Origin of the sequence: Marinoscillum sp., assembly GCF_040222955.1 — a bacterium.
Taxonomy (GTDB): domain Bacteria; phylum Bacteroidota; class Bacteroidia; order Cytophagales; family Cyclobacteriaceae; genus Marinoscillum.
This window is the reverse complement of sequence record NZ_JAVKCA010000016.1, coordinates 1-24,640: the sequence shown is the minus strand read 5'-3', so window position 1 is coordinate 24,640 and position 24,640 is coordinate 1. Positions and strand designations below refer to the sequence as shown.

Here is a 24,640-nt window from a genome sequence, read left to right as displayed (position 1 = left end):
GTGGGCAGTTGTCTTAAAACTTTGCTCCTTTAAAGTACCTGACTCTAAGTGGGAGCTTTCTGGAGGAGTACCCAATAAAGATAAATCCGGTACTGGTCACGGCATCCCGGAGCTTCAGGAGGTTGGAATTCTCTATTTCAGCAATGAGTCCAATGGGCTGTGGCTCCAGTGTATGATGTATGGACTCCAGATAGTCGAAAGAGCTATGAACAAGCTTGATAAAAAGTCCGGGTATTCGATACTGTGGATCCAGCATGCTTCTGAATGCTAGTAAATGGTTCCCCAGCTGTTCTATTCGGATGTTATAAGCTGTGGAAATGCCTACGATTTCCCTTTTTTCATTTCTGATGAGAAAGACTACTTGTCTGGCCCGTTTTTCAGGAATGTCGCCAGGAGGTATCACGCCAAGTGATTTCCATTTGTTGCTAATTTCTTCTATCAGGGCCGGGGATTTTTCTCCCCACACGTTTTCAAAAGTCAGTTGTTCCATAGCGGGTATTAAGATCTTGTGACCATCAGGGTGGTAACACTCTGTATCGTTAGTTTGGTTTTGGGTGGTGGAGGGCTGGCAATAGAGAGTTGCTCCATCAAAGGCAGCATATTTTTTATGAGTTCAATGGCTTCTATCTGTGCCATCTGTCTACCGAGACAGTGGTGCATGCCGTAGCCAAAGGCCAGGTGATCATATTTAATTCGGTTCAAATCCAGTTTGTCCGGGTTTGGAAAGTGGGCGGGATCTCTGTTGGCAGATCCTATGCATAATGTGAGTGTGCTGTTTTTGGGGATTTCGACTCCAGATAGTACCATCAACTGTGAGTTGGTTCGTCCGGTGAGTTGCACAGGGGTATAAACACGCAGCACCTCCAATACGAAATTTTCTATCAGGTCATCATTATCCCGAAGTTGGGAAGTCAACGATTTTTCTTCAATAAGAAGCTTTAGACAATTGCTGATAAGCGCAGAGGTAGTCTCAAAACCGGCGATAAACAAAAAAATCATCGGTGCGATGGCCTCCTTAGGATTTGGGTACAGTTTTTTAATTGAGCCAGAAAGAGACCCGGACTGAGGATCCACCTCCTGAAGGAAACTTTGAAAAAAGCTGTGCAGGTGACCCGCGGCTATTTCAATCTTTTCCAGATCTCTGATGGACAGGTAAGGGTCCAATAACTGGACCATTTGAAATCCATCATCTATAAGGTTCTTTCCATCGTCTCTGTGAATACCCATCAGGTCACAGATCATATAGAGAGGGAGTTTTTTAGAGACTTCTGCCACCAGATCAAAGGATCCTGAGGGGAGCGAATCCACTATGTCTGCACAGAGGTCTGAAGCCATGGTATGAAGGCGTTCTTTATCTGGCCAGTGGTTGCTCAGGGCACTTCTCAAGGCGGTATGCACGGGTGGGTTCATCTGAATGAGCATGCCCGCCATTCCTGCTGCGCTTTTACTGTAGTCCATTCCACGGGTGGCACCATATTCGCTCATTTTTTGAGCCCAGGCGGCACGGGCACCAGTCAGACAGGTTTTGTCCAGGAGTACTTGTTTGACATCTTCATATCCCAGGATTACATAGTCGCCTGTTACCGCCTGAAAAACGGGTGATTGATCCAGCAATTCTGCATATGCCGGATAAGGGTGCTCAATGAAATCAGGAAGGGACGGCTGCCAGATCTCAGATGCGCGCATTTTGCAGGTTGTTGATATAGGCAGAGAATGACTCAATGGTCGGGTTGTCATAGAGACTTAATGGGTCAATGTCGAGGTTTAAAGCATCTTCCAAATCTCCGAGCAGAAACAAAGAATTCACAGAGTCCAGTCCCAGTTGGTGAAAGCTGGACTGACTACTCATGTCGGTCAGCCTGATTCCCGTTTCTTTGGAAATCATTTCTTTGATCAAGGATTCTATTTCTGCGGTAGTGATCATTTTTCTTTGACAATAGGCTTCTTTTCCAAAAAAGGTCACATCAGAACGATTAAGCGGACCTTTAGACTCGAATCAAATTTAAAGGTTTTATTGTCAATTTGATCAAGAGTCAGTCATAGGGTGTGTACTTGGGTATTGGCAGTTGAACCGGATAAACTTATGCTCTATCGAAAGTTTCAATGGAAAAAGGGTTGCCATGGTTAGTTTAAGGACCCTGTTTAAGCTTTCTTGCGTTGCCTTGAATTTACTTGATCATTTGAAATTAAAAAGTATTGTCTGTATTCTGGCCATCTACTCATGGTCTGTGGTTTTGGGACAGCCTGAAGCGGTGACATTTCAGAAATGGAACATAGAGGATGGCCTCTCCAACTCCATTATCCGCAATATTGAGCAGGATTTAGCGGGCTATTTGTGGCTGGCTACCGAGCACGGCCTCAATCGGTTTGATGGATTACAGTTTAAGCACTATTTCAGTGTGCCTGGTGATTCTTTGGGTTTATCCCACAATATACTTTTCGGGCTTGCGATAGATGCCTCCGGTATGGTGTGGGTGGGTAGTGACTATGGCCTCAATCTTGTGAACCCCAATGGAGGAGAGGTTCAGCATTTCTATTTTGACTCACTTGATGAAAATAGCCTTAGCGACAACTATGTGCGGTGTGTTTTTGTGGATTCCAGGCATCGGGTGTGGGTGGGTACTCAGAAGGGACTAAACCGCTATCGGCCCACTTCCAGAAATTTTTTGAGGTACAAAGAGCCACGTGATTTTGAGGACTCTGAGCGAAGCGGTGTCCATTCCTACAACAGAATCAATACCATATATGAGGATCTCGAGGGTGCTATCTGGGTGGGGACAGATGGAGGTGGGATCAAAATCTACAGGTCAGATAGTGATGAATTCGAAGAGTTTTTCATTCCAGGAGAGGATGTAAAAAGGCAAATTGTCCGCAAGATTTATCAGGATTCAGCCGGAGACTTTTGGTTGGGGACAGATGGCGGGCTGGCTTATTACCAGGTCAAGTCGGAGCAGTTCGAATTTTTTGAAGAGCATGGACCTGAAGGGTTGTCCAATCAGTTTGTCTGGGGAATTTTGGAAGATGAGTATGATCGGATATGGGTAAGTACCTATCGGGGAGGAATCAATCTTTTTGATAAGGAAAATGACAGGTTTAAGGGCCACCTGCGCGAGAATGATCGGGTGCCGGGAAGCCTTTCAAGCGATATGATCTGGACATTATTTAAGGATCGGGATGGTGGTATATGGGCAGGTGCCGATGGGCAGGGTGGCCTCAATTACTGGAATCCCATAGGTAAGAAGGTTCAACACTATCTGGGAGGGCGATTCAATGAGGGCAGGCATGTGGTGAAGGATGTGCTGGAGTTGAGCCCGGATATTGTGCTGGCAGTTTCTTCCAGGGGACTTTTTCAGGTTGACAAGAGCGATCAATCTGTGAAGGCTTTGGATTTTAGTTGGTTGGATGAACCGCGGGCTCGACTCCTGAATGCCAATGGAGAGGTGTTTGTGGTATCTGGCCATGCGGTGGTGGTAATGGATTCACTATTGAATCCAGGGAAGACTTATGAATATGGCGGTGGGAAATCCGAAAAACACCCTACGGTGTTGGCATTGGATGAGGATATTTTCTGGATTGGAACCCTGAGCGACGGGTTGCACCGGCTCAATCTGAAATCCGGAGAGACGAAATCTTTTTTTTCAAAGGGGAGTACCAATTTATATCAGGATTCCAGATCGATCAAGGCGATGTTGTGCGCTGACCAAACCACCCTATGGGTGTCGTCAGTCCGCAGTGGTCTGTTTCGGATGAATACGGATACCGAAGAGGTCAAACAATTTTTCTACCATACAAAGGATTTCTTTGAGCCAACTATAACCTCCATAGTAGCAACCTCTGACAGCATCCTTTGGTTGGGCACACAGAATGTAGGACTCATTAAGTTTAATACCTCCGACGAGTCCTACCGGTCCTATGTTTCAGAAGGCACCCTGACCAATGAAATTACGGCTTTGATTGCTGAAGAGAATGGAAAATTCATCTGGTTAACCTCCAAGAATGGCATGGGAAGATTCGACACGCGTACAGGCCAGTTTCATGCTTTTACAGTGGAGGATGGTCTGCAGAGCAGGGTGTTTAATGAAGTATCTCACCGTGGGGAAAGTGGGGATTTCTATTTTGGAGGACAGAACGGAATCAATGTCTTTAATCCGAATGAAGTAATCCTGAACCCAACTAAGCTCAAGGTCTTTTTTGAAGATTTCATTATCAATGATGTGAGTAATCCTGAACGGCTCAGGCATGCTTCTGAGGGGTCAGTCAGCTTGTCATATGCTGAGAATGACTTATCATTTTCATTTGTGGCTCCGGCTTTTCTCCATGCCAACAAAGTACAATATGCATACCGTCTCTCTGACAAGGAGGAGTGGAAAAATTTGGGTGACAGACGGACGTTAAATCTTCCCAAGCTATCGACAGGAAGGTATCATTTGGAAGTGCGAGCAGCTAATAATGATGGCCTCTGGGGGGATTCGACATCTGTGATTATTGAGATTTTGCCACCATGGTGGCAAACCTGGTGGTTCAGGGTTTTACTGATGATCCTTACTTTTTCAGGATTGGGAGGATTTTTTATTTACAGAGTGAGGCGGATACAAAGGCAAAAGGAGGAGCTGGAAAAAGTAGTCGCAGAGCGCACCGGCGAACTCAAAGCCCAGCGAGACAAAGCCGAGTCCGATAAAGAGGTGATTCAAAAACAGTCGATAAGGCTCCAGCAACTTGATAAGGTGAAGTCAAAATTCTTTGCCAATATTTCACATGAGCTGAGGACACCTCTGACGCTGATCAACGCCCCTTTGGAGGTGATCATAGAAGGAGATCTTGGCCCGGTGAATCCAGAGATCTCAAAGGCACTACAAACAGCCCGCGCTAATGGTGGCAACCTGCTAAAGTTGGTGGAGGAAATCCTGGACCTTGCAAAACTGGAAGCCGGGAAACTTAAGCTGATCAAAAATCCCGTGCCGATACGTGAACTCATTGATCAGCTTTTTGCCTCCTATGCTTTTCGATTTGCGCAAAAAAGGATTGTTGGGGAGTTGGCATTTGAAGCGCCTGAAGACCTCACTCTGATGATCGATGAAAAGAAATTCAGCAAGATTATCAATAATCTCCTCTCCAACGCGATCAAGTTCACTCCCGATGGGGGTGAAATTCATCTTTCCGTAGTTTACCCTCATTCGGATGGAGGTATAAGTATTACCGTTTCCGATACCGGTCCTGGTATCGATGCAGATGACCTTCCGTTTGTTTTCGACCGATTTTATCAGGCTGAGAAAGATAATAAGGCCCAGGGCGGCACGGGCATCGGCCTGGCACTTTCCAGAGAATTGGCCCACTTGTTTGGAGGGCAATTATCCGTAAAGAGTGCTTTTGGTAAGGGTACGGAATTTACTTTTGATTTTCCCGTGGAGCTGTCTGAAGGTGGGGGGAATGAGATAATTCCAGAAGATGAGTCTTTCAAAAAAGACATTTTGCAAGGCCTGATACAGAGTGCCGAAATTTATTCGGACCTCTTTGAAGTGGATACACCTTCTGTTCTGATAGCCGAAGACAATACGGAGATGCGTGCTTTTATCTCTCATATCTTTGAGCCATATTTTCTGGTGGCCCAGGCTGCAGATGGTGCAGAGGCATGGGAACACCTGGAATCAAAGAGATTTGATATTCTCATTTCAGATTGGATGATGCCCAGATTGGATGGCTTTGAACTGATGAGTAGGATTAAAAATGAACCACGACACAGCGGCTTGTCGCTCGTGATGCTCACGGCCCGATCCTCAGAGGAGGATAAGCTGCAAGCCCTTACGGCCGGAGTGGATGATTATCTCACCAAGCCTTTCAACAAGTGGGAGCTGCTGGCCAGGGTGAAAAATATTCTGCAAAATAGAATTGCCAGAAAGGATCCGGAGACGATTGATCAGCCACTCACGGTAGATCAGGAGTTTATGAAGCGCCTCCAGGCCATTGTTTCTGAACAGCTTACGAGCGGCCTGCTTTCGGTGAGTTATCTGGCCTCAGAGTTGGCTATGAGTGAGCGCCAGCTCCAGCGAAAAATCAGAGCCATTTCCGGCTTGAGTCCGCAGCAGTTGATCAAGGAAGTGCGCCTTCAAAAATCCAGGGAATTATTAATGGCAAAGCGTGTCCACACGGTGGCTGAAGCCGCCAATCTGGTGGGTTTTGATAAGGCAGAATATTTCTCTTCTCAGTTCACGCAGCGCTTCGGTAAGCGCCCTTCTGACCTCCTAAAAGCCTGATTCTTTTCTATTGACAGGCATTTGTCCGATTCTTCAGGGTAATATGTCGGGTATGGGTGGTGACTCTCATGATACATTTGGTCTTTACTAACTGGTCTAAACCAGACCAGTTTTTGAATCACACCAAACCGCAAAAATCATGAAAGTACATTTCTATTTTACCCTAATTGTCACCCTCTTACTGGGGCGGGAAGTTTCCGCCACAGAACTGCTGGTAGTGGAGACCTACTATTGGATCGGTGGGGAAGGTAACTGGAACGATGGTGCCCACTGGTCAGCTACCAGTGGCGGAGAACCAGTCAACAGCCTCCCGGACGAGACCATCAACGTCATCTTTGACGATAACTCAGGTACGGAAGACTTTACCGTGACCATAGACGACCCCTATAATGTGAGGGATATAACCACCAGCTCCACTGCATTTGACATAGTATTTGACAATACTCATTATTCTCAGGATTTTGTGAATATCTATGGAAATGTATCCCTGAACAGCCATGTTAGTTTTGAGGATGTCTACATCCTGACCGAGGCGAGTGACTCCATAACTGTCGGTTTCAATGGCGCCAACATGAAGGACGATATTTTCTTCGAAGGAGGGGGTGCGTACATCCTTATATCAGACATGACCTCTGGCAGGTTGTATCATGAATCCGGCCGTCTGTACCTGGATGATGGACTTACTTTAACACTCAATAGCTTTTATGAAAACGGAGGCGCGGGAGACAAGATTGATTTAGCGGATGCAAATATTAACGTTCAATCGAATTACTTCTTCAGTGGTGAAGCTGGCTTTGAATTCGTGGCTGGAACCAGCGTAATAACTGCTGGGGCAAATTTGAATAACCTACGGTTTGATAATAATGGGATTGGCGTGGAGTACAATACATTCGTTATTTACTCAGATGTGCTACCTCAAGGTCTGCGCCAGGCTGTCTTTCAAAATCTAATACTTGAAGCAGGCAGTAACTTGAATTTTCTTTTTTCGGAAGGAGATGCTTTGACCATTACAGGTAGTTTGGCTATAAATGGCACTCAGGAGAGTCCCGTTAAACTGAGAAGCTATTACCCGGGATCACAGGTGTCATTGATCATGTCTGATGGGGCAGAAGTCTCCGCAGATTGGGTTCAGCTTACGGATATAAAGATCACCGGCGGTCAGACCTATGAGGCCACCAATTCTATTGATGGAGGAAATAATTCCGGGTGGAATATCACCGGACCGGTATTCAATGATTACTACTGGGTAGGTGGATCAGGAGCCTGGGAAGACTATGCAAACCACTGGGCCACCTCCTCTGGTGGCAGTATTTTCCATTCATCAGTTCCAGATCTTTACGATCACGTCTACTTCGATGAGCGGTCTACGGCCGGCGAAACGGTAGTGTATACTGACTCCACTGATCTTTTCATGGGGAGCCTGATGATTAACGACCTGACAGACAAGCTGTACCTGTATACTACACATGAATTCCCTTCCACCAGCCAACATGGAGTGTTGCACATCAATGGATCCCTTCGTTCAGACCCATTGTTCGAAACCAATTTGACAGAGCTTCACTTTTCGGGTGCCGGTGATCAGACCATTCACCCAAATGGTGATCCTCAGGTGTCCTATGATATCTATATGCAAGGCATTGGTAACTACAGGATGTTGGGAGACCTGGTCTTGAGTAAGTTTTATTTCGGTGGAACAGATGATCAAGGCACAGTGACTCTGGATGGGTTTTCTCTGGAAGCGGACTGGTTACAACTTGGTTATGAGTCTGGCTATTTGGATATTTCCAATTCCACCGTGAAAACAGGTTACCTGAGAGTATGGGACGGGTCAAAGCTCATGGACAATAATCAGTCATCTGTTGAGATATTTAATACTGGCCTAGGGGGAACCCTGGATGGCTACATGGACTATGACGATCCGGCACTTAACCATTTGATATTTAACGGAGACGTGAGGGTGGCAAACGTGGACGATATGACCTTTAATACTTTAGAGTTCAGGCCAGGTGCGATGGTATCTTTTGGGAATTATGCTTCAAGGGATATCACTTTTGATCAGCTAATCGCGGATGGCACTGTGCAGGCTATTTTTATCAGCGCAAATTCTGAGCTCAGTTTCGTCAATGATTCAGAGGCTGTGTCGGCAGAAAATGTGTCGTTGACGAATATCAATGGCACAGGTGAGGCGGTATTCACGGCCACCAATTCCCTTGATTTGGGAGGAAATACGGGCTGGATTTTCGATGGAGCTGCCGCGCCTACAGATTTTTATTGGGTAGGTGGGTCAGGAGATTGGGATGATTATGAAAATCATTGGGCGGCTTCCTCCGGAGGTGACGATCTAATGATGCGTTTACCTTCTTACTACGACAATGTCATTTTTGATGCTAACTCATTCAGTGAAGATAATAGTGTGGTGACAGTTTCTTCACCAGTGATATTCAACGACCTTTCCATGGTTTCATTGTCCAATACAATGTCGCTGAAAGGTGAAGGTCAAAAAGGGCACCTACATCCTATCAGGTCGCTGAATTTTGATCCAAAGGCCACCATTGATCTCGAAATGTATTTTGAATCAGATTCCAATCAAACGCTCACGGCGGATGGCGCAACATTTGGCGAGCATGAATGGTACATATACAAAGACGCAGGTGCGGTGGAAATCGTCGGAGACTTAAATGCCCCTGAGGTGAATATCGATCATCAGCGGGGTGGGATTGTATTCAATGATGGGGTAGCCTATACAGATATAGTCCTTAAAGAATATTACACCTACAATAACACCACTGTTGATTTGGGCAAGGCTATCATTGTTGCAGAGAACTTCCTTTTGTCCTGGTATTCATCGGGTACGCTCACCAAAGGGTATGCTCAGATCGAGGTTACCAATAGATATGCCGATCGTAAGAACCAGGGGGTCTATTACCTAAAGTTCAATGGCAAGGTAAACGTGGAGTCGGATGTGACAGCCAATACCCTGAGTATTACTTCGGGAAGTGAAATTACTTTCTTAGCGGGTTCTACTATTGAGATCTTGCAAAACCTCTCTATGTACAGCTTAGTATCCAATCCTAATGTGATGAAGAGCAGCATTCCGGGAACTCAGTATACTTTTTCAATGCCATCTTATGCCAGTATCAGTGCCAACGCGCTGATAATATCGGATTCTGAAGCCACCGGTGGAGCCAACTTCACGGCCAATGAAAGTGTAGATGCCGGGAACAATACAGGGTGGACCATCAATGGAACAGAAGCTTTGGATTTTTATTGGGTAGCTCCAACCAATGGAGCTCAGTGGTCAAGCCCCACTAGCTGGGCCACGACATCCGGTGGGTCCGAACTCCATACAAGGGCTCCGGGCCGCCATGACAATGTGTACTTTGATGCCGAATCTTTCGATAGTCAAGGCTTATTGGGGGTGATCATTCATCCAAATGGACACCAGGTAGCTAATCTTGATATGAGCGGAATGGATTCGCCTGTCAGGTTTTATTCCTATTCATCATCAGATGTGCTGCGGCTGACGGTTTTCGGATCTGCTGTGCTGAGTGACAAAGCTCAATTTGATGTACAGGAATTCTACCTCTATGATGTACACACTTTTGATGCGAATGGGGCCACATTCAATAAATCGCTGAAGATATATGCCGAGAGTAGTGATGATAATGTGTTGAGCATTCCAGAGGGTCTGAATCTGGAATCCCTGGAAGTAACTGGAGGAGGAATCGACTTTGGAGCAGACGTTTTTACCATAGGGGATTTGCACCTGGACAATATGACTTCTACCGTGGATCTTTCTGGCGCCAGCTTTGAGATAGGTGAGTCTTTCTATGTGGTTTCTGATGAGGAGGTTACTGGTACCGATTGTTCCATTTCGATGCCCTCGGGAGGTACTTTTGGAGGTAGCGCAATGGGTAGTGTCGGGCAGGTTACTTTGAGTGGAGAGGTAGAGGTTGGTACCTATTTTCATATGAATGAACTCATCCTGGATGGAGGCACAGACTTGACCGTACTGTTTAAAAGTCACTTGTCTTTTGATGCGCTGACCGCCGAAGGGGGCTCGCAGGAAGATCCCATTACCTTATCGAGAGGCGATGAGCATCCGGTACCTTCTCGTATTTACTCAGATGCCGAGACCATTGAGTTGAAATGGGGTGAGCTTTATGGTATTGAAGCCAGAGGCGCTGCTGATTTTATCGGGGTGGCCACGCTCGATTTGGGAAATAATCCAGGCTGGACTTTCACCAAGCTTGATCCTGAGCTTGTTTTTACCGAACTGGAAAGTGTGACTTATGGTGACGAAGGTTTTGAACTGGACGCTTCCATCATCGAGGGGTTGCAGGTACTTTTTGATAGCGAGGACACAGACCAAATAGCCATCGATGGGTCCTCAGTAACCATTGAGGGGGCAGGTCAGGCAGATGTTCGGGCTTATTTTGCCGGGAATGACTACTATGAGGCAGCCCAGATCACCCAGCCACTCACGATCAATAAGGCGCTACTCACAGCAATTCCAGATGCGAAAAGTAAGGCTTATGGTGCCGAACTTCCAGCGTTCACCTTTTCTTATTTGGGCTTGGTGAATGAGGATGATGGTTCGGTGGTTGATACCCCTCCTTCTGGGTCTACCGATGCGACTGTGACCAGCGAGGTAGGAACCTATGACATCACCCTGTCAGGTGGAGAGGACAATAACTATGTGCTGGCATATGAGACTGGAGTTCTTACTGTCACTAAAGCACCGCTTACCGTAACGGCAGACGACCAATCCATGACCTATGGTGATTTGGAACCAACATACACCTATAGTTATGCTGGTTTTGTGCTGGATGAAACAGCGGGTGTGGTTGATGAGGAGCCATCCGGAGTAATTGTTTCAGAAACTGTAGGCGATGCAGGCATATACATTCTGTCTGTTGAGAAAGACGGGAGTGATGACAACTATGATCTCGTTTATGAAGATGGCCAGTTGACCGTAGAGAAAGCACAGTTGACAGCTACTGCTGATGCGAAGACCAGGGTTTATGGGGTGGAAAATCCGCAATTCACCATTTCCTATTCAGGATTTTTGAATGAAGATGATCCAGCAGATATTGTGGAGCCTACTGCCGTCACCAGTGCTACAGAGCTGAGTGGAGTGGGTACTTACGACATTACCCTTACGGATGGGTCTGCGGATAATTATGTGCTCACTCTTGAGGATGGACTCCTCACAGTTACCCAAAAAGGACTCACTGTAACCGCTGATGATCAATCCAAAACTTACGGTGAGGAAAATCCCGAGTTGACCGTGACCTATTCCGGGTTTGAAAATGGTGATGATGTGGAGGATCTCGAAAGCTTACCCTCTATTTCCACCACCGCCACGGTAGAATCGGATGCCGGTACTTATCCGATTGAGTTGTCAAACGGATCAGCTATCAATTACACGCTTACCCTTGTAGATGGACTACTCACGGTTGATCCGGCCAGTCAGGAAATTTCCATTGAGGAAGTCCCGGAGAAGAAGATTATAGATGAGCCGTTTGAGGTGACGGCTACGGCTACTTCTGGCCTGGAAGTGGCATTCAGCATAGAAGGGCCAGCCAGCTTGTCAGGAAATACAGTGACCCTGAGTGGAGCTCCCGGTACGGTGGTGATCTACGCCGATCAGGCAGGGGATAACAATTACCTGGCTGCAGAAACCCAGTCCATCCTCTTTGATGTGCTGGATACCACCCGTTTGAAGCAGGAGATTACCATGGTTTCTATTTCAGATAAGGTTTATGGAGCTGCGCCTTTTTCCTTTTCAGCATTCACCGATTCCGGTCTGGAACTGACCTATACCACAGAAGGTCCAATAGCGCTCGAGGATGAGCTGATAAGCATTAGTGGGGTAGGTACGGCCAGTATTATTGCTCGTCAGGCAGGCAATGAAGCGTACAATGCCGCTTCGCTCAAGATGACATTCGAAATTACCAAAGCGACCCTCACCGCCAGCGCAGATTCCAAGAGTAAGGTTTATGGCGCGGTTAATCCTGAATTGACGATTAGTTATGCCGGCTTTGTTAATGGTGAGACGGTGGCTGTAATTACAGAGCCTTCTGCCGAGGTGATGGCTGATGAACTGAGTGAAGTGGGCAGCTATCCCATTACCTTATCCGGTGGATCCGCTGATAACTACTCCCTGATCCTCGTGGAGGGCAGTCTGACAGTGGGAAAAGCCACCCTGACCGTGACACCTGATGACCAGCAGAGAGTGTATGGAGCAGAAAACCCGAGTTTTACCTTTGAGTATTCCGGTTTTGTCAATGCTGACGATGCCACAGTTATCACTACCGCACCAACCATCTCCACAGCCGCCACAGCGACAAGTGATGCAGGGAGCTATGAGATTACAGGCTCTGGTGCAGAGGCTGACAACTATTCCTTTGGTTATGACAAGGGTGTTCTCACTGTGGTTAAGGCCGATCAGGTGATTAGCATAGAAGCCATAGCTGATCAGGATGTTGCTGCTGAACCATTCACGGTGGTGGCGAGTACCACCTCTGGTCTGGAACTTAGCTATGAAGTAACCGGCCCTGCAACCAATGAGGGTAACCTTATCACACTGACAGGAGTTACCGGAGTGGTTGAAGTGTTGGTAAGTCAGTCCGGCGGTACCAACTACAATGCTGCGGCAACAGAGACTGTAAGCTTTATAGTGACCGATGCGACCAAAACCTCTCAGACAATTTCGTTCACAGAAATTGCTGACCAGATTTATGGAGCCACTCCTATTGCACTGGAAGCTTCCTCTGATTCAGAATTGGATCTTACGTTTGATGTGGAGGGACCTGCCGTTCTTGATGGCTCCATACTGACAATCATAGGAGTGGGAGAAGTAACTGTCACTGCCAGTCAGTCAGGGAATGATACCTTCAACCCTGCGACAGAGAGCCGCTCGTTTACTGTAGCCAGGGCTACACTTACCGCCACAGCAAAGGAGGAGATCATCGTCTACGGAGATGCCCTTCCGGAGTTTACTTATGAGTTAGAAGGCTTTGTGAATGGAGAAGGAGAGGAGGTGCTGGTGACCATGCCAACAATCAGCAGCAATGCTTCGGCGGAAAGTGATGCCGGCACTTATGAGATCGTCGTGTCAGGCGGTGAAGCCGGTAACTATACCTTCACTTATGTGTCAGCTAACCTTACAATAGAAAAGGCCGATCAGGCGATTGCGCTGGAAACCATTGCAGATAAATTGGTCACAGATGATCCTTTTGAGATCATAGGCATTGTAAGCTCTGATCTGCCACTCACCTATGAGATTACCGGTCCGGCGAGCCTCTCGGGCACTACTATTACGCTTACAGGCAGCACGGGTACAGTGATCATCCGCGCCAGTCAGCCGGGTAATCAGAACTATCACGCCGCGATAACTACGAGTCTGAGTTTTAATGTGACTGACCCCTCCAAATTAGCTCAGGCGATCATTTTCGAAGCTATTTCCGGAAAGCAATACGGAGATGTATTTGCGCTGGAGGCTACGGCAAGCTCGGGTTTGGGGGTGGTATATGTGGTGACCTCAGGTCCGGCAACCATTTCCGGTTCGGAACTGAGTCTCACCGGGGTAGGAGAGGTGTCCATATTGGCTACACAGGATGGAGATGAATCTTTCAACCCTGCACCCTCAGTGAGTATGAGTTTTGAGGCCGGTAAAGCAGACCTGACAGTAACAGCAGAGGACAAAACCCGAATTTACGGGAAAGAAAATCCTGAGTTCACCGCCAGTATTCAGGGTTACATTGGTAGTGATTCGGAGGCAGATTTGGAAGCGGTTCCTGCTGTCTCCAGCACTGCCATTGAGGCAAGCGATGTGGGGACTTATGCGATCACTGCTTCTGGTGGAGCAGCTCAGAATTATACTTTTAGTTATACCGAGGGTACACTTACCATTACCAGGGCTACAGCTACCGTGAGTCTAAGTAACCTGGAGCAGGAGGCGGATGGTAGTGCTAAAATGCCAACCGTAACTACTGACCCGGCTGACTTGTCTTACGAGATCACTTATGATGGGAGCGCCGGTGCACCCACCGAAGGGGGTACTTATGCAGTAGTGGTAACCATCACCGAAACCAACTATCAGGGTTCGGCCCAGGGGAGTTTTGTACTGACCAGTGTATTGCCATTGGGCACAGCCGTGCTAAATGAGATTAGAGTATATCCGAATCCAGCCACTGAACGCATAATGGTAGCCGGTGAAGCAGGGCTGAGGGTGAAAGTGTATGACCTGATGGGTGTGCTTCTGCAGGAGAGTGAAACCAATAAGACGATTCAAATGGGTGAGCTTAGCTCAGGTGTTTACCTCATTCGGGTGCTCAATGCCGGAGGTCAATTGGTTAGTCACCACAGGATCGTAAAGCACTAGAAGTTTTGACCATACTAAGGCGGACTGACCTTTAGGTGAGTCACTAAACCAGCTCCCAGGGAGCTGGTTTTTTTGTGTCTGCTCGCAAGATGAATAGGGTATAGTAGTTGTCTGTTTCGTCGGAATTGGCTTAATTCGGGATACCTAACAGCACATTTATGTGCCAAATAAGGCCTAATGTGGATTTATGGCAAAATTGAGGATACTGGTAGCTGAGGATAATCTGGTTCATGCCAGTAAAATGGAAATGATTCTTGATGAGCTGGGGTATGACCTCATCGGCATATTCGACAATGAAATGGAGATGTTGCGCATGTTCAATGCCACTTTGCCGGATTTGGTGATTCTGGACATTGATTTGAAAGATACCGACGATGGGGTGACCATTGCCGGAAAAATGAATAGTATTCGCCCCACGCCTATCATTTTTGCTACGTCATTTGTAGACAAAGAGACCATTTCCAGGGCGCTCCGGACCGACCCGTACGCCTACCTTATTAAGCCCATTGAAAAGCCTTCTTTGCAGGCGGCCATTGAACTGGCAGTATTCAAGTTGGGCAAAAAGGATCAGGAAGCGAGCGTTGGTAAATTTGCAGGCTGGTCTGAAGACCTGGTTCTCAATGAAAGCTTTTTCATCAAATCGGGCAGCAAGTTGGTGAAGGTGACCTGGGCCGATATCCGATGGATAGAGGTTAGTCAGGATCGGTACTGCGAGATCGTCTCAGATAAGCGCAGCTTTCAGATTCGCTCATCTATGAACCAGTTGGAAGAAAAGCTGGACCCCACCGTGTTTGTGCGAATTCACAGGTCTCATATCGTGAACATAGAAAAAGTAGATGGAGTTGATGATGTGGATATGGTGGTGGAAGTTGGTGAGAAGTCACTGCCCCTGGGAGGAGCTTATAAAAACAACCTGATGAACAGGCTCAGATTATTATGATTTATTGATATTAGTCATTGCCAACCATACTTATTGCCATGAATAGAGTCATTTGTTGCTCACTGTGTTTGTTATTCTACTTTGGTTCTCTACTGGCCGGTGCCCAGGGGTTATCGTTGGTGGATAGTTTAAAATCAATGCTGAAAAATCCACCTAATGATTCTGTAGAAACCCGGTGGGTCAATTCGCTCTTTGGACTCTATATGTCAATTGACATGGATTCTGCGCTGTACTATGGGGAGCAAGCCAAAGCGCTGGCCGAAGAGCTTCAGGATTCTGTATTGATTGCCAGCAACACCCTGAATTTTGGAGGGTACTACTGGTACCAGTCAGATTTTACCAAGGCGATGGAATGCTATATCAGGGCTGCTGAAATTTTTGATAAGTTGGGGAGCGAAACAGACAAAGCTGATGCGCAGCTCAATATTGCGCTGATCTATATGATCATGGGTGAAGGAGCAAAATCCAAACCCCTCTTTTACAAAGTTTTTGATATCTACAAACGCAATAATTACCTGAACGGCCTCTCAACAGCTTACCAATATCTCGGGACTGTTTTTCAGGAAGAAGCCAATTATGATTCGGCTATTTATTGTTTTCAAAACTGCGTTGATTATGCCATAAAGTCTAAAATGGTCTTGAATCAGGCCTGGGGCTACAGTGGCCTGGGAGAGGCGTACCTCAAGAAGGGGATGTATGCCGAAGCAAGAAAATATCAACTGAAATCCCTTCAGATTGAAGAGCAGCTGGGCAATAAGATGGGAATGTTGCAATCCTACATTTCACTCGGGTCGATGGAAAAACAAATGGGTAATCTGGCGGCCGCTGAGCAATATTTTACCAAGGCAGAAGCCATGCCTGAGTTGTTAGGCGATTTTATAAGTCAGCGAAATCTTTACCAGGAGTTAGTGAAGTTATATGAAACTACCGGGGAAGTGTCCAAAGCATATCTGAGTTACAGGAAACATGTGGCCGCGGTTGATTCCATTAAAAACTCAGAAGATCTGGCTGTAATTAACGAACTCAATGAAAAATATGAATCTGAGAAGAAAGCCAACGAAATTATAACCTTGCAAAAGGAAGGTGAGCTTAACAGGTTGATATTGGACAAAGAGAGAAATCAAAAATGGCTATTCGGAGGTGCTTCCGTCTTATTTCTAATCCTCAGTGTAGCTATGATTTTTGGTTATTTTCAGCTGAAAAAGTCCAAGAATCAGATTGACAAGCAAAATCAGCTGGTTACCAAAATCAACAAAGCCCTCAATAGATCACAGGATGAACTGCTTGCTGCCAACAAGACCAAGGACAAGTTTTTTGCGCTCGTTGCCCATGACCTCAGGGGTCCTGTCACCTCCATGCAAGGCATAGGGCGGATGCTTTCTTTTTACCGGAAGAAGGGTGATGAGGACCGCATCAATCAGCTCATCGAGCAGGTGGATCAATCTTCCGCATCTGTGAACCATTTGTTGGATAATCTTCTGAAATGGGCCCTTTCTCAGACCAACGGTCTCAATTTTCAGCCCGAAGTGTTCGAAACAAAGGGCCTGGTGGAGGAATGCATGACCATCTTTACAGAGGGGATGAAAGCCAAAGAGATCACTATAACTGTAGAGCAGGAGGCCGACCTGATGGTGGAGGCGGACTACAATATGATCAGTACAGTGCTCAGAAACCTGCTCAGTAATGCCCTTAAGTTTTCTCCGGCAGGGGGCGTGATCCAATTATCGGTTTCCGAGCGCGAAGATTGTGTGGAGATTACCGTGACAGACTCGGGGCAGGGCATGCCGGAGGAGACCATCCGTAAAATTCAGGGGAATGAGCCGGTAGAAAGTACCCGGGGGACACAGGATGAAAAAGGCACCGGACTCGGGCTGGTGTTATGTCGGGAGTTCATTCGTCTGCACGGCCAGGAGCTGAGCATTTCTTCGTCCGACCGTGGCACCTCTATCTCTTTCCAACTGCAGTTGGCGCATCAGATGGCTTAACGTTGGGTCTTTTTTTCCTTCGTACCGAAGGGCTTTGAAATTTTAATGATCAAAGTAGAGAGGTTCATGCACCAATCCGAGAGGTTCATGTATTGATTAGTTTTTGAGGTTTTATTGGGAACCATCTTACGGAGTAAAGCCTCCCTGAGAGGCCTATTGTCCCTTAAAACCTAGTAAGACATGAACAATCTATCCGCCCTTGATTCCCCGGAATCATGCATCACACATCCCGTTAGTGGATTTTCTCGATTTGTGGCAGTTTTAGCACTGCTCTTTCTCACGATTTCAACAGCCTTTGCACAACCACCTCTTCCCAGTGGTGATTGTGGGCGAAATGTCCTCGAGTTTGAAGCTGGTTATCTCAGTACCATAGTCAATGGACTCCCAATCAGCTCTCAAGGGTCGGGCACCTGGGAGGCATGGGTGAAAAAAGACAATTGGGCTGCGGGTCAACCTGAATTCACGCTTTTCTCCAATGCATATGCATATCCGAATGCAAAGGCATTTTACGTCTCGCTGCACCCGGCTGTTGGGTTGCATTTCCGAAGTGGCTACGAGGGGGGAGGCTATGCTGCATACCCGACCACTATGCAATATGTAACTAACTCATGGCATCATTTCGCGGCCACCTGGTCAGAGGACGGGAGCAATGTTACTATTGCCATTTATGTGGATGGTGACTCAATAACCTCCACGGTGACTACAGCAAAGTTTGGCCTGGAGTCAGGTTTTTATTTTGGTGGATCACCAGCACATCCCACCTTTGCGCCAGGTAGCATGGCAGATATCCGATTGTGGGATGTCGCCAAAACGGAGGCTGAGATATCCGCCAGCATGAGCAGCATGTTGATTGGGAATGAAGCCGGTTTGATCGGTTACTGGCCTCTCAATGATGTCACCGGGAGTTCTACTGCCACCAATCTCGTTGCCGGTGGAAGTGCCGCCACTTTGGTATCGATGTCCCCATCTTCTGCCTGGGTTACCAGCCACCCATTTAAGATAACGTCAGGCGCAGAGGTGAAAAGTGGGTCAACGACCGATTTTGGTACCCAAATGACAGGTTTGAGTTCTGAAGCCAGGGTTTTTACCATTATCAATGATGGAACCTCGGCTCTCAATTTTCAGGGGAGTCCCATTTCCCAGCTTATGGGGACAGATGCCGATCAATTTATTCTTGACCTGACAGGTACCTCTGGTTCATTGGCAGCCGGAGCTACTACCACCTTTTCTGTCAGCTTTTCTCCCACCACCGAGGGTGTTAAAACTGCTTCGATCTCATTTACCAACGTGGAGAGCTGCGAGGATCCCTACATCATCAATTTATCTGGAATTGGTAGTACTTTGAGCGGTTCAATTAGTATTGACTCCCATGTGTCCATCTACAGTGGCTCAGACGGTCAGTTGACGGTGAGCTCTACGGGAGGTACGGAACCTTATACCTACCTGTGGAGCAATGGCGCCACTGGTTCAACAGTTGAAGGGTTGAGTGCCGGTGCTTACTCAGTGACGATTGCAGACAATGCGGGAGCCTCAGTGGTGAGGTCAGCGACCATTACTCAGCCCGACGAGCTCATTGTCACACTGGAAGTGAATGCGCATGTGTCAACCGTAGGAGGCAATGATGGTGCGGTCACGGCATCAGTCGTGGGTGGAGTTGAGCCCTATTCTTACTTGTGGAATAACGATGAAACAATTGCGGCTATCACTGACCTGGTTTCTGGAGAATATACAGTGACAGTAACGGATATGAATGGAGCCGTCGCCTCTGAGCGTATCACAGTGACTCAGCCCAAAGCAGTGTCGGCTTATATACAGGTGGTGACCGAGCCGGGATCCAATGGCAACTACGGAGAGTTATCTGCATATGCCCACCATGGGGCACCACCGTATTCATACTTGTGGAGTACCGGTGCCACTACTCAGGTAATATCTGGTCTTTCAACAGGTACATATTCTGTGACTATTACAGATGGGTACAGCATGGAGTCTGTAGCGAGTGTGACGTTTAAAAGCGCCACGATTGAATATAGTGGTAGTTTCTCTGAAGCATCAGCTAATGATGGTTCAGTACAAGGCTCTCTGAATGTTTCATTGTCTGGGGATATGTTCTCCGAGTCAGATGACATCCTGGATGAGAATGAAGTCACCGTCAGCGGAATTCCTGCTGGAATGAATTATGATTTTGAAATAACTGAAAGACATGCAGTGGGTGAAGTATGGGATACACTCATGGGCTTTTCAAATTCAGATGGATATTGGAGTGATCTGACCTATGGAAATGAGCGCTACGTAGCTGTGAGTAGTAGTTACTTTGAGTACGGAGTAATGATTTCTTATGATGGCATGAGATGGCAAGGTGTAGATAATACTTACGATTCCTGGAAAGCCATCACTTTCGGAGATAGCCTGTTTGTGGCCGTGTCGGAGTATGGATATATAACCCGATCTTCTGATGGAATCAACTGGTCAGAAACGTATCTTGATGACATCACTTTTAGCGATGTTGTCTTTGGAAATGGCTTATTTGTGGCCGTGGCCTCTTCCTATGATTATGAATCTATCATGGTATCTCCAGACGGAGCTACCTGGGAGGCTCCCACCGATTATAGTCATAATAGCTGGGCTGCGGTGAGTTACGGTGCGGGCATGTTCATTGCCATAAGTGGAGATGGCCAGCCGATGACCTCTCAAGATGGCTGGGAATGGTCTGTTGAAGAGGCAACTACAATTGAAAATGTTTCGAACATCGCTTATGGAAACGGACTTTTTGTTGTGACTACTTCCTCTGGGGAAATATGGACTTCTTCGGATGGATCTTCCTGGTCACAGCGAATGGATGTTTCAGATGTCTTGAGTGCTATCACCTATGGCCAGGGCGAGTTTATGGTGGTAACCGACAATGACGTTGACAATCTCATTTACAAGTCTTCTAATGGGATCGACTGGTCCACTGTAGCTCTGGGGTCAGTGGGGTTTAATGCCATTGCTTATGGAAAAGGAAGGTTTATCGCCATGGGGGACTATCACTCATCTCCGGGATGGATCATCACAAGCAAGCTTGGATCCACGGCTACCTTGAGCTTCGCTGGAAATGCCACTGCTCATCAGGATGCCGATGACATCAGCGATATTCAGATTGAGTTTTCTGATGCTGCATTTGCCAATGTTGAAGCTGCCGATGTAATCAATGCAGTGGGATCGAGTGGTGTTGGAGTGGATTTTAATGACAATCCAAATATGGTTTACTCCGGCGTGGGCTTTCGGGCAACAGGCGCCGGAAATGTAGAAGGTAGAATTGTGATCACGCTGAATGGTGAAAATTTTCAGGATGATGACGAAGATGGTCTGCTGGATATCAATGATGAGATTATCATCGGCAATATTCCGGGGGTACTTACACCCATGCTGACCATCACTGCTCAGACTCAGCAGGGACTTGATTGGACGGATGGCACGGATACTTCCATTAGCGGTACTTATACTGCCGCCGCTTACGGTAATGGCACCTATGTGGCATTGAATTATAACAGTACAGATTACATCTATTCCACAGATGGGGCAAACTGGGTAGAAGCTGAACTGAATTATGACGGTTGGTGGGATGTTACCTATGCCAACGGTCTGTTTGTGGCTGTTGGTAGTGCCGGAAATGGGTACGTCATGACTTCCACGGATGGGGTCAACTGGGATTATCAGGAAGTGTATGGATATTGGGAGGGTGTTACTTATGCCGAGGGACGCTTTGTGGTAGTGGGAGATAACGCTGCTATGTACTCTTCAGATGCACAGAACTGGATTGTGAATTCTGAAGTTCCCAGTGCTGAGTGGTTTGCGGTGACTTATGGCAATGGCAAATTCGTGGCCGTATCTCCTAATTCTCCCAACGCCATGGTTTCTGAGGATGGGGCAAGTTGGCTAAGTGTATCTTCAGAAATATTTGATGACGGTGGATTAGAGGATATAACCTACGGTAACGGGCTATTTGTTGGGCTCGGGGGATACGGAGATGATGTTTATACTTCGGTGGATGGATTTATCTGGACGGCTCACGAGATTGATTACGGCAACTGGAATTGGCTCACTTACGGAGGAGGACAGTTTATCATAGTAGGTGAAAATTATTATGACGATGCAATCCTGAGGTCAGTTGATGGACAGTCCTGGTCAGGAACAAACAACGTAATTGACATTGATTTGAATGTCGTCCTCTACGCAGAGGGTTCTTTCCTGGCATTCACTGATCAATCAGACCAATGGCTTCTGAAAAGCGAACCTACAGCATCAACCGCCCAGCTCACTCTTTCCGGTAGTGGACTCAATACCTCAGATAACACTGAAGATATCACCTTTGAGTTTGCCGATTATGCATTTGCCAACATAGCGGCAGCCTATGTGATCAATGCCACGGGCCCTGCCAGTAGCGGATTGGGGTTGACTTTCCACCCGAAAACAGCTTCAATGACTTATGCAGGTGAAGGTTTCACAGAAGCCGTGGCAAACGATGGATCGGTGGAGGGTTCCATCCAAATAACCCTCACTGGTGATCACTTCGCCAATGGTAACGAAGACAACTTTTTGGAGGTGGGAACAGAAGTGGTAGTGAATAACATCCCTGAGGGTCTTACCCCCGCTTTGGCCATTACAGAGAGCAGTGCCCTCGGAGTTACCTGGACCTCTACGTTTCCGGAGGGTACAGCGCAATATAAATCAGTGGCCTATGGAAACGGTATATATGTGGCAATGGCCGATTATGGAGCCAATAAATTGATTACGTCAAATGACGGAATCAACTGGACTCCCAGCGAAGCTCAGGATGCTGAGAATTGGGCATCAGTTGCTTTTGGGAATGGCATCTTTGTAGCGCTGCCATATTACGCCAGCCATTTGGCCTATACCTCGGAAGATGGCGTAAACTGGACAGCCAGGGCCCCTTCTTCTGAGCAAGGATGGATTGATATTACTTTCGGAAACGGGCGTTTTGTAGCTATACGCCCGAATGGCACTGATCGCGTGATGACGTCTTTAGATGGCATTCACTGGACACTGACGGCAGGTGACGAGAATGTTGGAGACTTTGTCGGATTTGGCAACGGATTGTTCGTGTCAGGGTCATATGGTGAGGATATTGCCACATCACCGGATGGAATCAATTGGACTCCACAGGAACTAAGCAGCTCTGAAGGCTCCTATTTTGGGATCAATGACGTGGCTTATGGGAACGGACTGTTTGTACTTGTGGGAGACTATTCGGAGGAATCAAGCATTGAAAATGACTACCGGGTGCTCACCTCACCTGATGCGGTAACCTGGACGCCCAGGTCAGTGGATATGAGTGACTGGTTTGCAGTTGATTATGGTGGAGGCTTATTTGTAGCCGTGGCCTACAATGGAACCAATAGGGTCATGACCTCAGAGGATGGTATCAATTGGACTGTGCAGCCAGACGCACCCCTGTCAGCTTGGGATGATGTCATCTTTGGGAGCGATGGTTTCGTGGCAGTGGCCAATGGAGGAGACCAACGGGTAATGACCAGTTTTCAAACCGCAGAGGCCAGCCTGACGCTCACTGGTAACGCAGGAGCTCACCAGGCTACTCATAATGTGAGCGACCTTACCTTTGAGTTTACGGATGCGGCTTTTACTAATTCCCTTGCGGTCAATGTCCTAAATGCTACCGGCCCTGCTAGCAGTGGGTTAGGAGTTGATTTTGAGAACAACCCACCCGCCAACGACGATTGCGCAAACGCTCAGGCACTGAGTGTTTACGAGCCGGGTGAAGGAACGGCAACCGCTGGCTCCACTGAATTTGCCGCGCCAAACGCGGAATCCAGCCCTTGTACAGAAGAATCCAACATTAAGGATGTGTGGTATTCGTTCAATTCCGGCGAATCAGGTCAGGTGATCTTTACGGTGGAGGCCGGAGAGACCACAGCCATAGCAGGAGCGGTTTATACTGCCTGCGGTGAAATATACCAAATTGAGAGTCCTTTTGGTGATTTTCCGGCTTGTGCGCTTGACCAGAGTGAGCTGCTTCTTCTGACACTCAGTCCAAATACGGACTATTTGCTCCAGGTATGGAGCCCGGGTGGAGCCGTAGGTGACTTTACCGTATTGCTTGAAGCAAACGCTCCTCCGGTCATTGATCCAATAGCGGATAAGACCCTGGACGAAGAGACAGAAATTCAGTTCACCGTTACTGCAACAGACGACTTTCTTCCATTGGGCAATATAGAATTCGCACTTCATGGGGATTTGGTTAATCTGGGGATGAGCATTGATAGTGAGTCCGGGGAGTTCAGTTGGATTCCGTCTGAGGATCAGGGTGGCGTCTATGAGGTAGTGGTTTACGCATTGGACTACTTGAGCGAATACACCTATTCTTTTAGCTACTCTTCAGATACTTTCAATATTACGGTAAATGAAGTGAACGTGGCTCCTGTGCTGGATGCAGTGGAGGATCAAACTGCCACAGTTGGAGAAACATTGAGCTTCACAATTTCGGGGTCCGATAATGACCTTCCTTCGAATGTGCTCACCTATTCTCTGGATGCTATTTCACTGGAAAAAGGAATGAGTCTCAATTCCGCCACCGGGGAATTTAACTGGTTGCCAACGACAACAGATGCCGGGACTTCCAACACTGTAACCGTGACACTTTCTGACGGATCACTAACGGATGAACGCTCTTTTTCGATCAACACGGAAAAGCTAAGCCAGACAGTCACCTTCGGCGAGCTTGAAGACAAGGTCTATGGCCAATCAGCTTTTGACCTCACGGCCACAGCAAGTTCAGAGTTGACGGTGATCTTTACCAGCTCAGATGAAACGGTGGCTTCAGTTTCGGGTAACACCGTGACGATCATGGGTGCAGGTACAGCCACCATCACGGCCAGTCAGGCCGGGAATGATAACTACAGTGCGGCATTGGATGTATCGCAAAGCTTAACCATAGAAAAGGCCACTCAAACCATCAGTTTTGAGGCACTGGCCAACAGGACTTATGGAGATCAGGCTTTTGATCTCACGGCCACAGCCAGTTCAGAATTGACGGTGACCTTCACCAGCTCAGATGAAA

The 24,640-nt window shown here is 47.3% G+C and carries 8 protein-coding genes; 5 read left to right on the top strand and 3 right to left on the bottom strand.

Features of this window, described 5'->3' with window-relative positions; translation table 11 throughout:
* Positions 1-13 precede the first annotated feature (13 nt).
* The 3 genes from RIH33_RS13660 to RIH33_RS13650 are packed head-to-tail and all read right to left on the bottom strand — an operon-like array spanning position 14 to position 1,924.
* Positions 14-490: a hypothetical protein gene (locus RIH33_RS13660; RefSeq protein WP_406650875.1), complete on the bottom strand. Its 477-nt coding sequence runs from the start codon at positions 488-490 to the stop codon at positions 14-16.
* A gap of 8 nt (positions 491-498) precedes the next feature.
* Positions 499-1,686: a cytochrome P450 gene (locus tag RIH33_RS13655; RefSeq protein WP_406650874.1), complete on the bottom strand. Its 1,188-nt coding sequence runs from the start codon at positions 1,684-1,686 to the stop codon at positions 499-501.
* A complete protein-coding gene (locus RIH33_RS13650) occupies positions 1,673-1,924 on the bottom strand; it encodes an acyl carrier protein (RefSeq protein ID WP_406650873.1) in 252 nt (83 codons plus the stop codon). The genes RIH33_RS13655 and RIH33_RS13650 overlap by 14 nt, the downstream gene beginning before the upstream one ends.
* A 256-nt stretch (positions 1,925-2,180) precedes the next feature.
* On the opposite strand from RIH33_RS13650, the gene RIH33_RS13645 reads away from it, so the two are divergent.
* From RIH33_RS13645 to RIH33_RS13625, 5 genes are all read left to right on the top strand, one after another.
* Positions 2,181-6,251 carry an ATP-binding protein gene (locus RIH33_RS13645; RefSeq protein ID WP_406650872.1) on the top strand — a complete coding sequence of 1,357 codons (4,071 nt, stop codon included), beginning with the start codon at positions 2,181-2,183 and terminating at the stop codon, positions 6,249-6,251.
* A gap of 139 nt (positions 6,252-6,390) precedes the next feature.
* Positions 6,391-14,640 carry an MBG domain-containing protein gene (locus RIH33_RS13640; RefSeq protein ID WP_406650871.1) on the top strand — a complete coding sequence of 2,750 codons (8,250 nt, stop codon included), beginning with the start codon at positions 6,391-6,393 and terminating at the stop codon, positions 14,638-14,640.
* 187 nt (positions 14,641-14,827) lie between these two features.
* A complete protein-coding gene (locus RIH33_RS13635) occupies positions 14,828-15,580 on the top strand; it encodes a LytR/AlgR family response regulator transcription factor (protein WP_406650870.1) in 753 nt (250 codons plus the stop codon).
* 38 nt (positions 15,581-15,618) lie between these two features.
* Complete coding sequence (locus RIH33_RS13630) at positions 15,619-17,565, top strand: tetratricopeptide repeat protein (protein ID WP_406650869.1); 1,947 nt, start codon at positions 15,619-15,621, stop codon at positions 17,563-17,565.
* Between the two features lie 180 nt (positions 17,566-17,745).
* Positions 17,746-24,640 (top strand): LamG-like jellyroll fold domain-containing protein (locus RIH33_RS13625; protein ID WP_406650868.1); only part of this gene is annotated, 6,895 nt, incomplete at its 3' end.

Excerpts from the sequence above, each read along its gene's own strand:
- RIH33_RS13630 (WP_406650869.1), top strand. The coding sequence starts at position 15,619 with ATGAATAGAGTCATTTGTTGCTCACTGTGTTTGTTATTCTACTTTGGT.
- RIH33_RS13655 (WP_406650874.1), bottom strand. The coding sequence starts at position 1,686 with ATGCGCGCATCTGAGATCTGGCAGCCGTCCCTTCCTGATTTCATTGAG.
- RIH33_RS13635 (WP_406650870.1), top strand. The coding sequence starts at position 14,828 with ATGGCAAAATTGAGGATACTGGTAGCTGAGGATAATCTGGTTCATGCC.
- RIH33_RS13650 (WP_406650873.1), bottom strand. The coding sequence starts at position 1,924 with ATGATCACTACCGCAGAAATAGAATCCTTGATCAAAGAAATGATTTCC.
- RIH33_RS13640 (WP_406650871.1), top strand. The coding sequence starts at position 6,391 with ATGAAAGTACATTTCTATTTTACCCTAATTGTCACCCTCTTACTGGGG.
- RIH33_RS13660 (WP_406650875.1), bottom strand. The coding sequence starts at position 490 with ATGGAACAACTGACTTTTGAAAACGTGTGGGGAGAAAAATCCCCGGCC.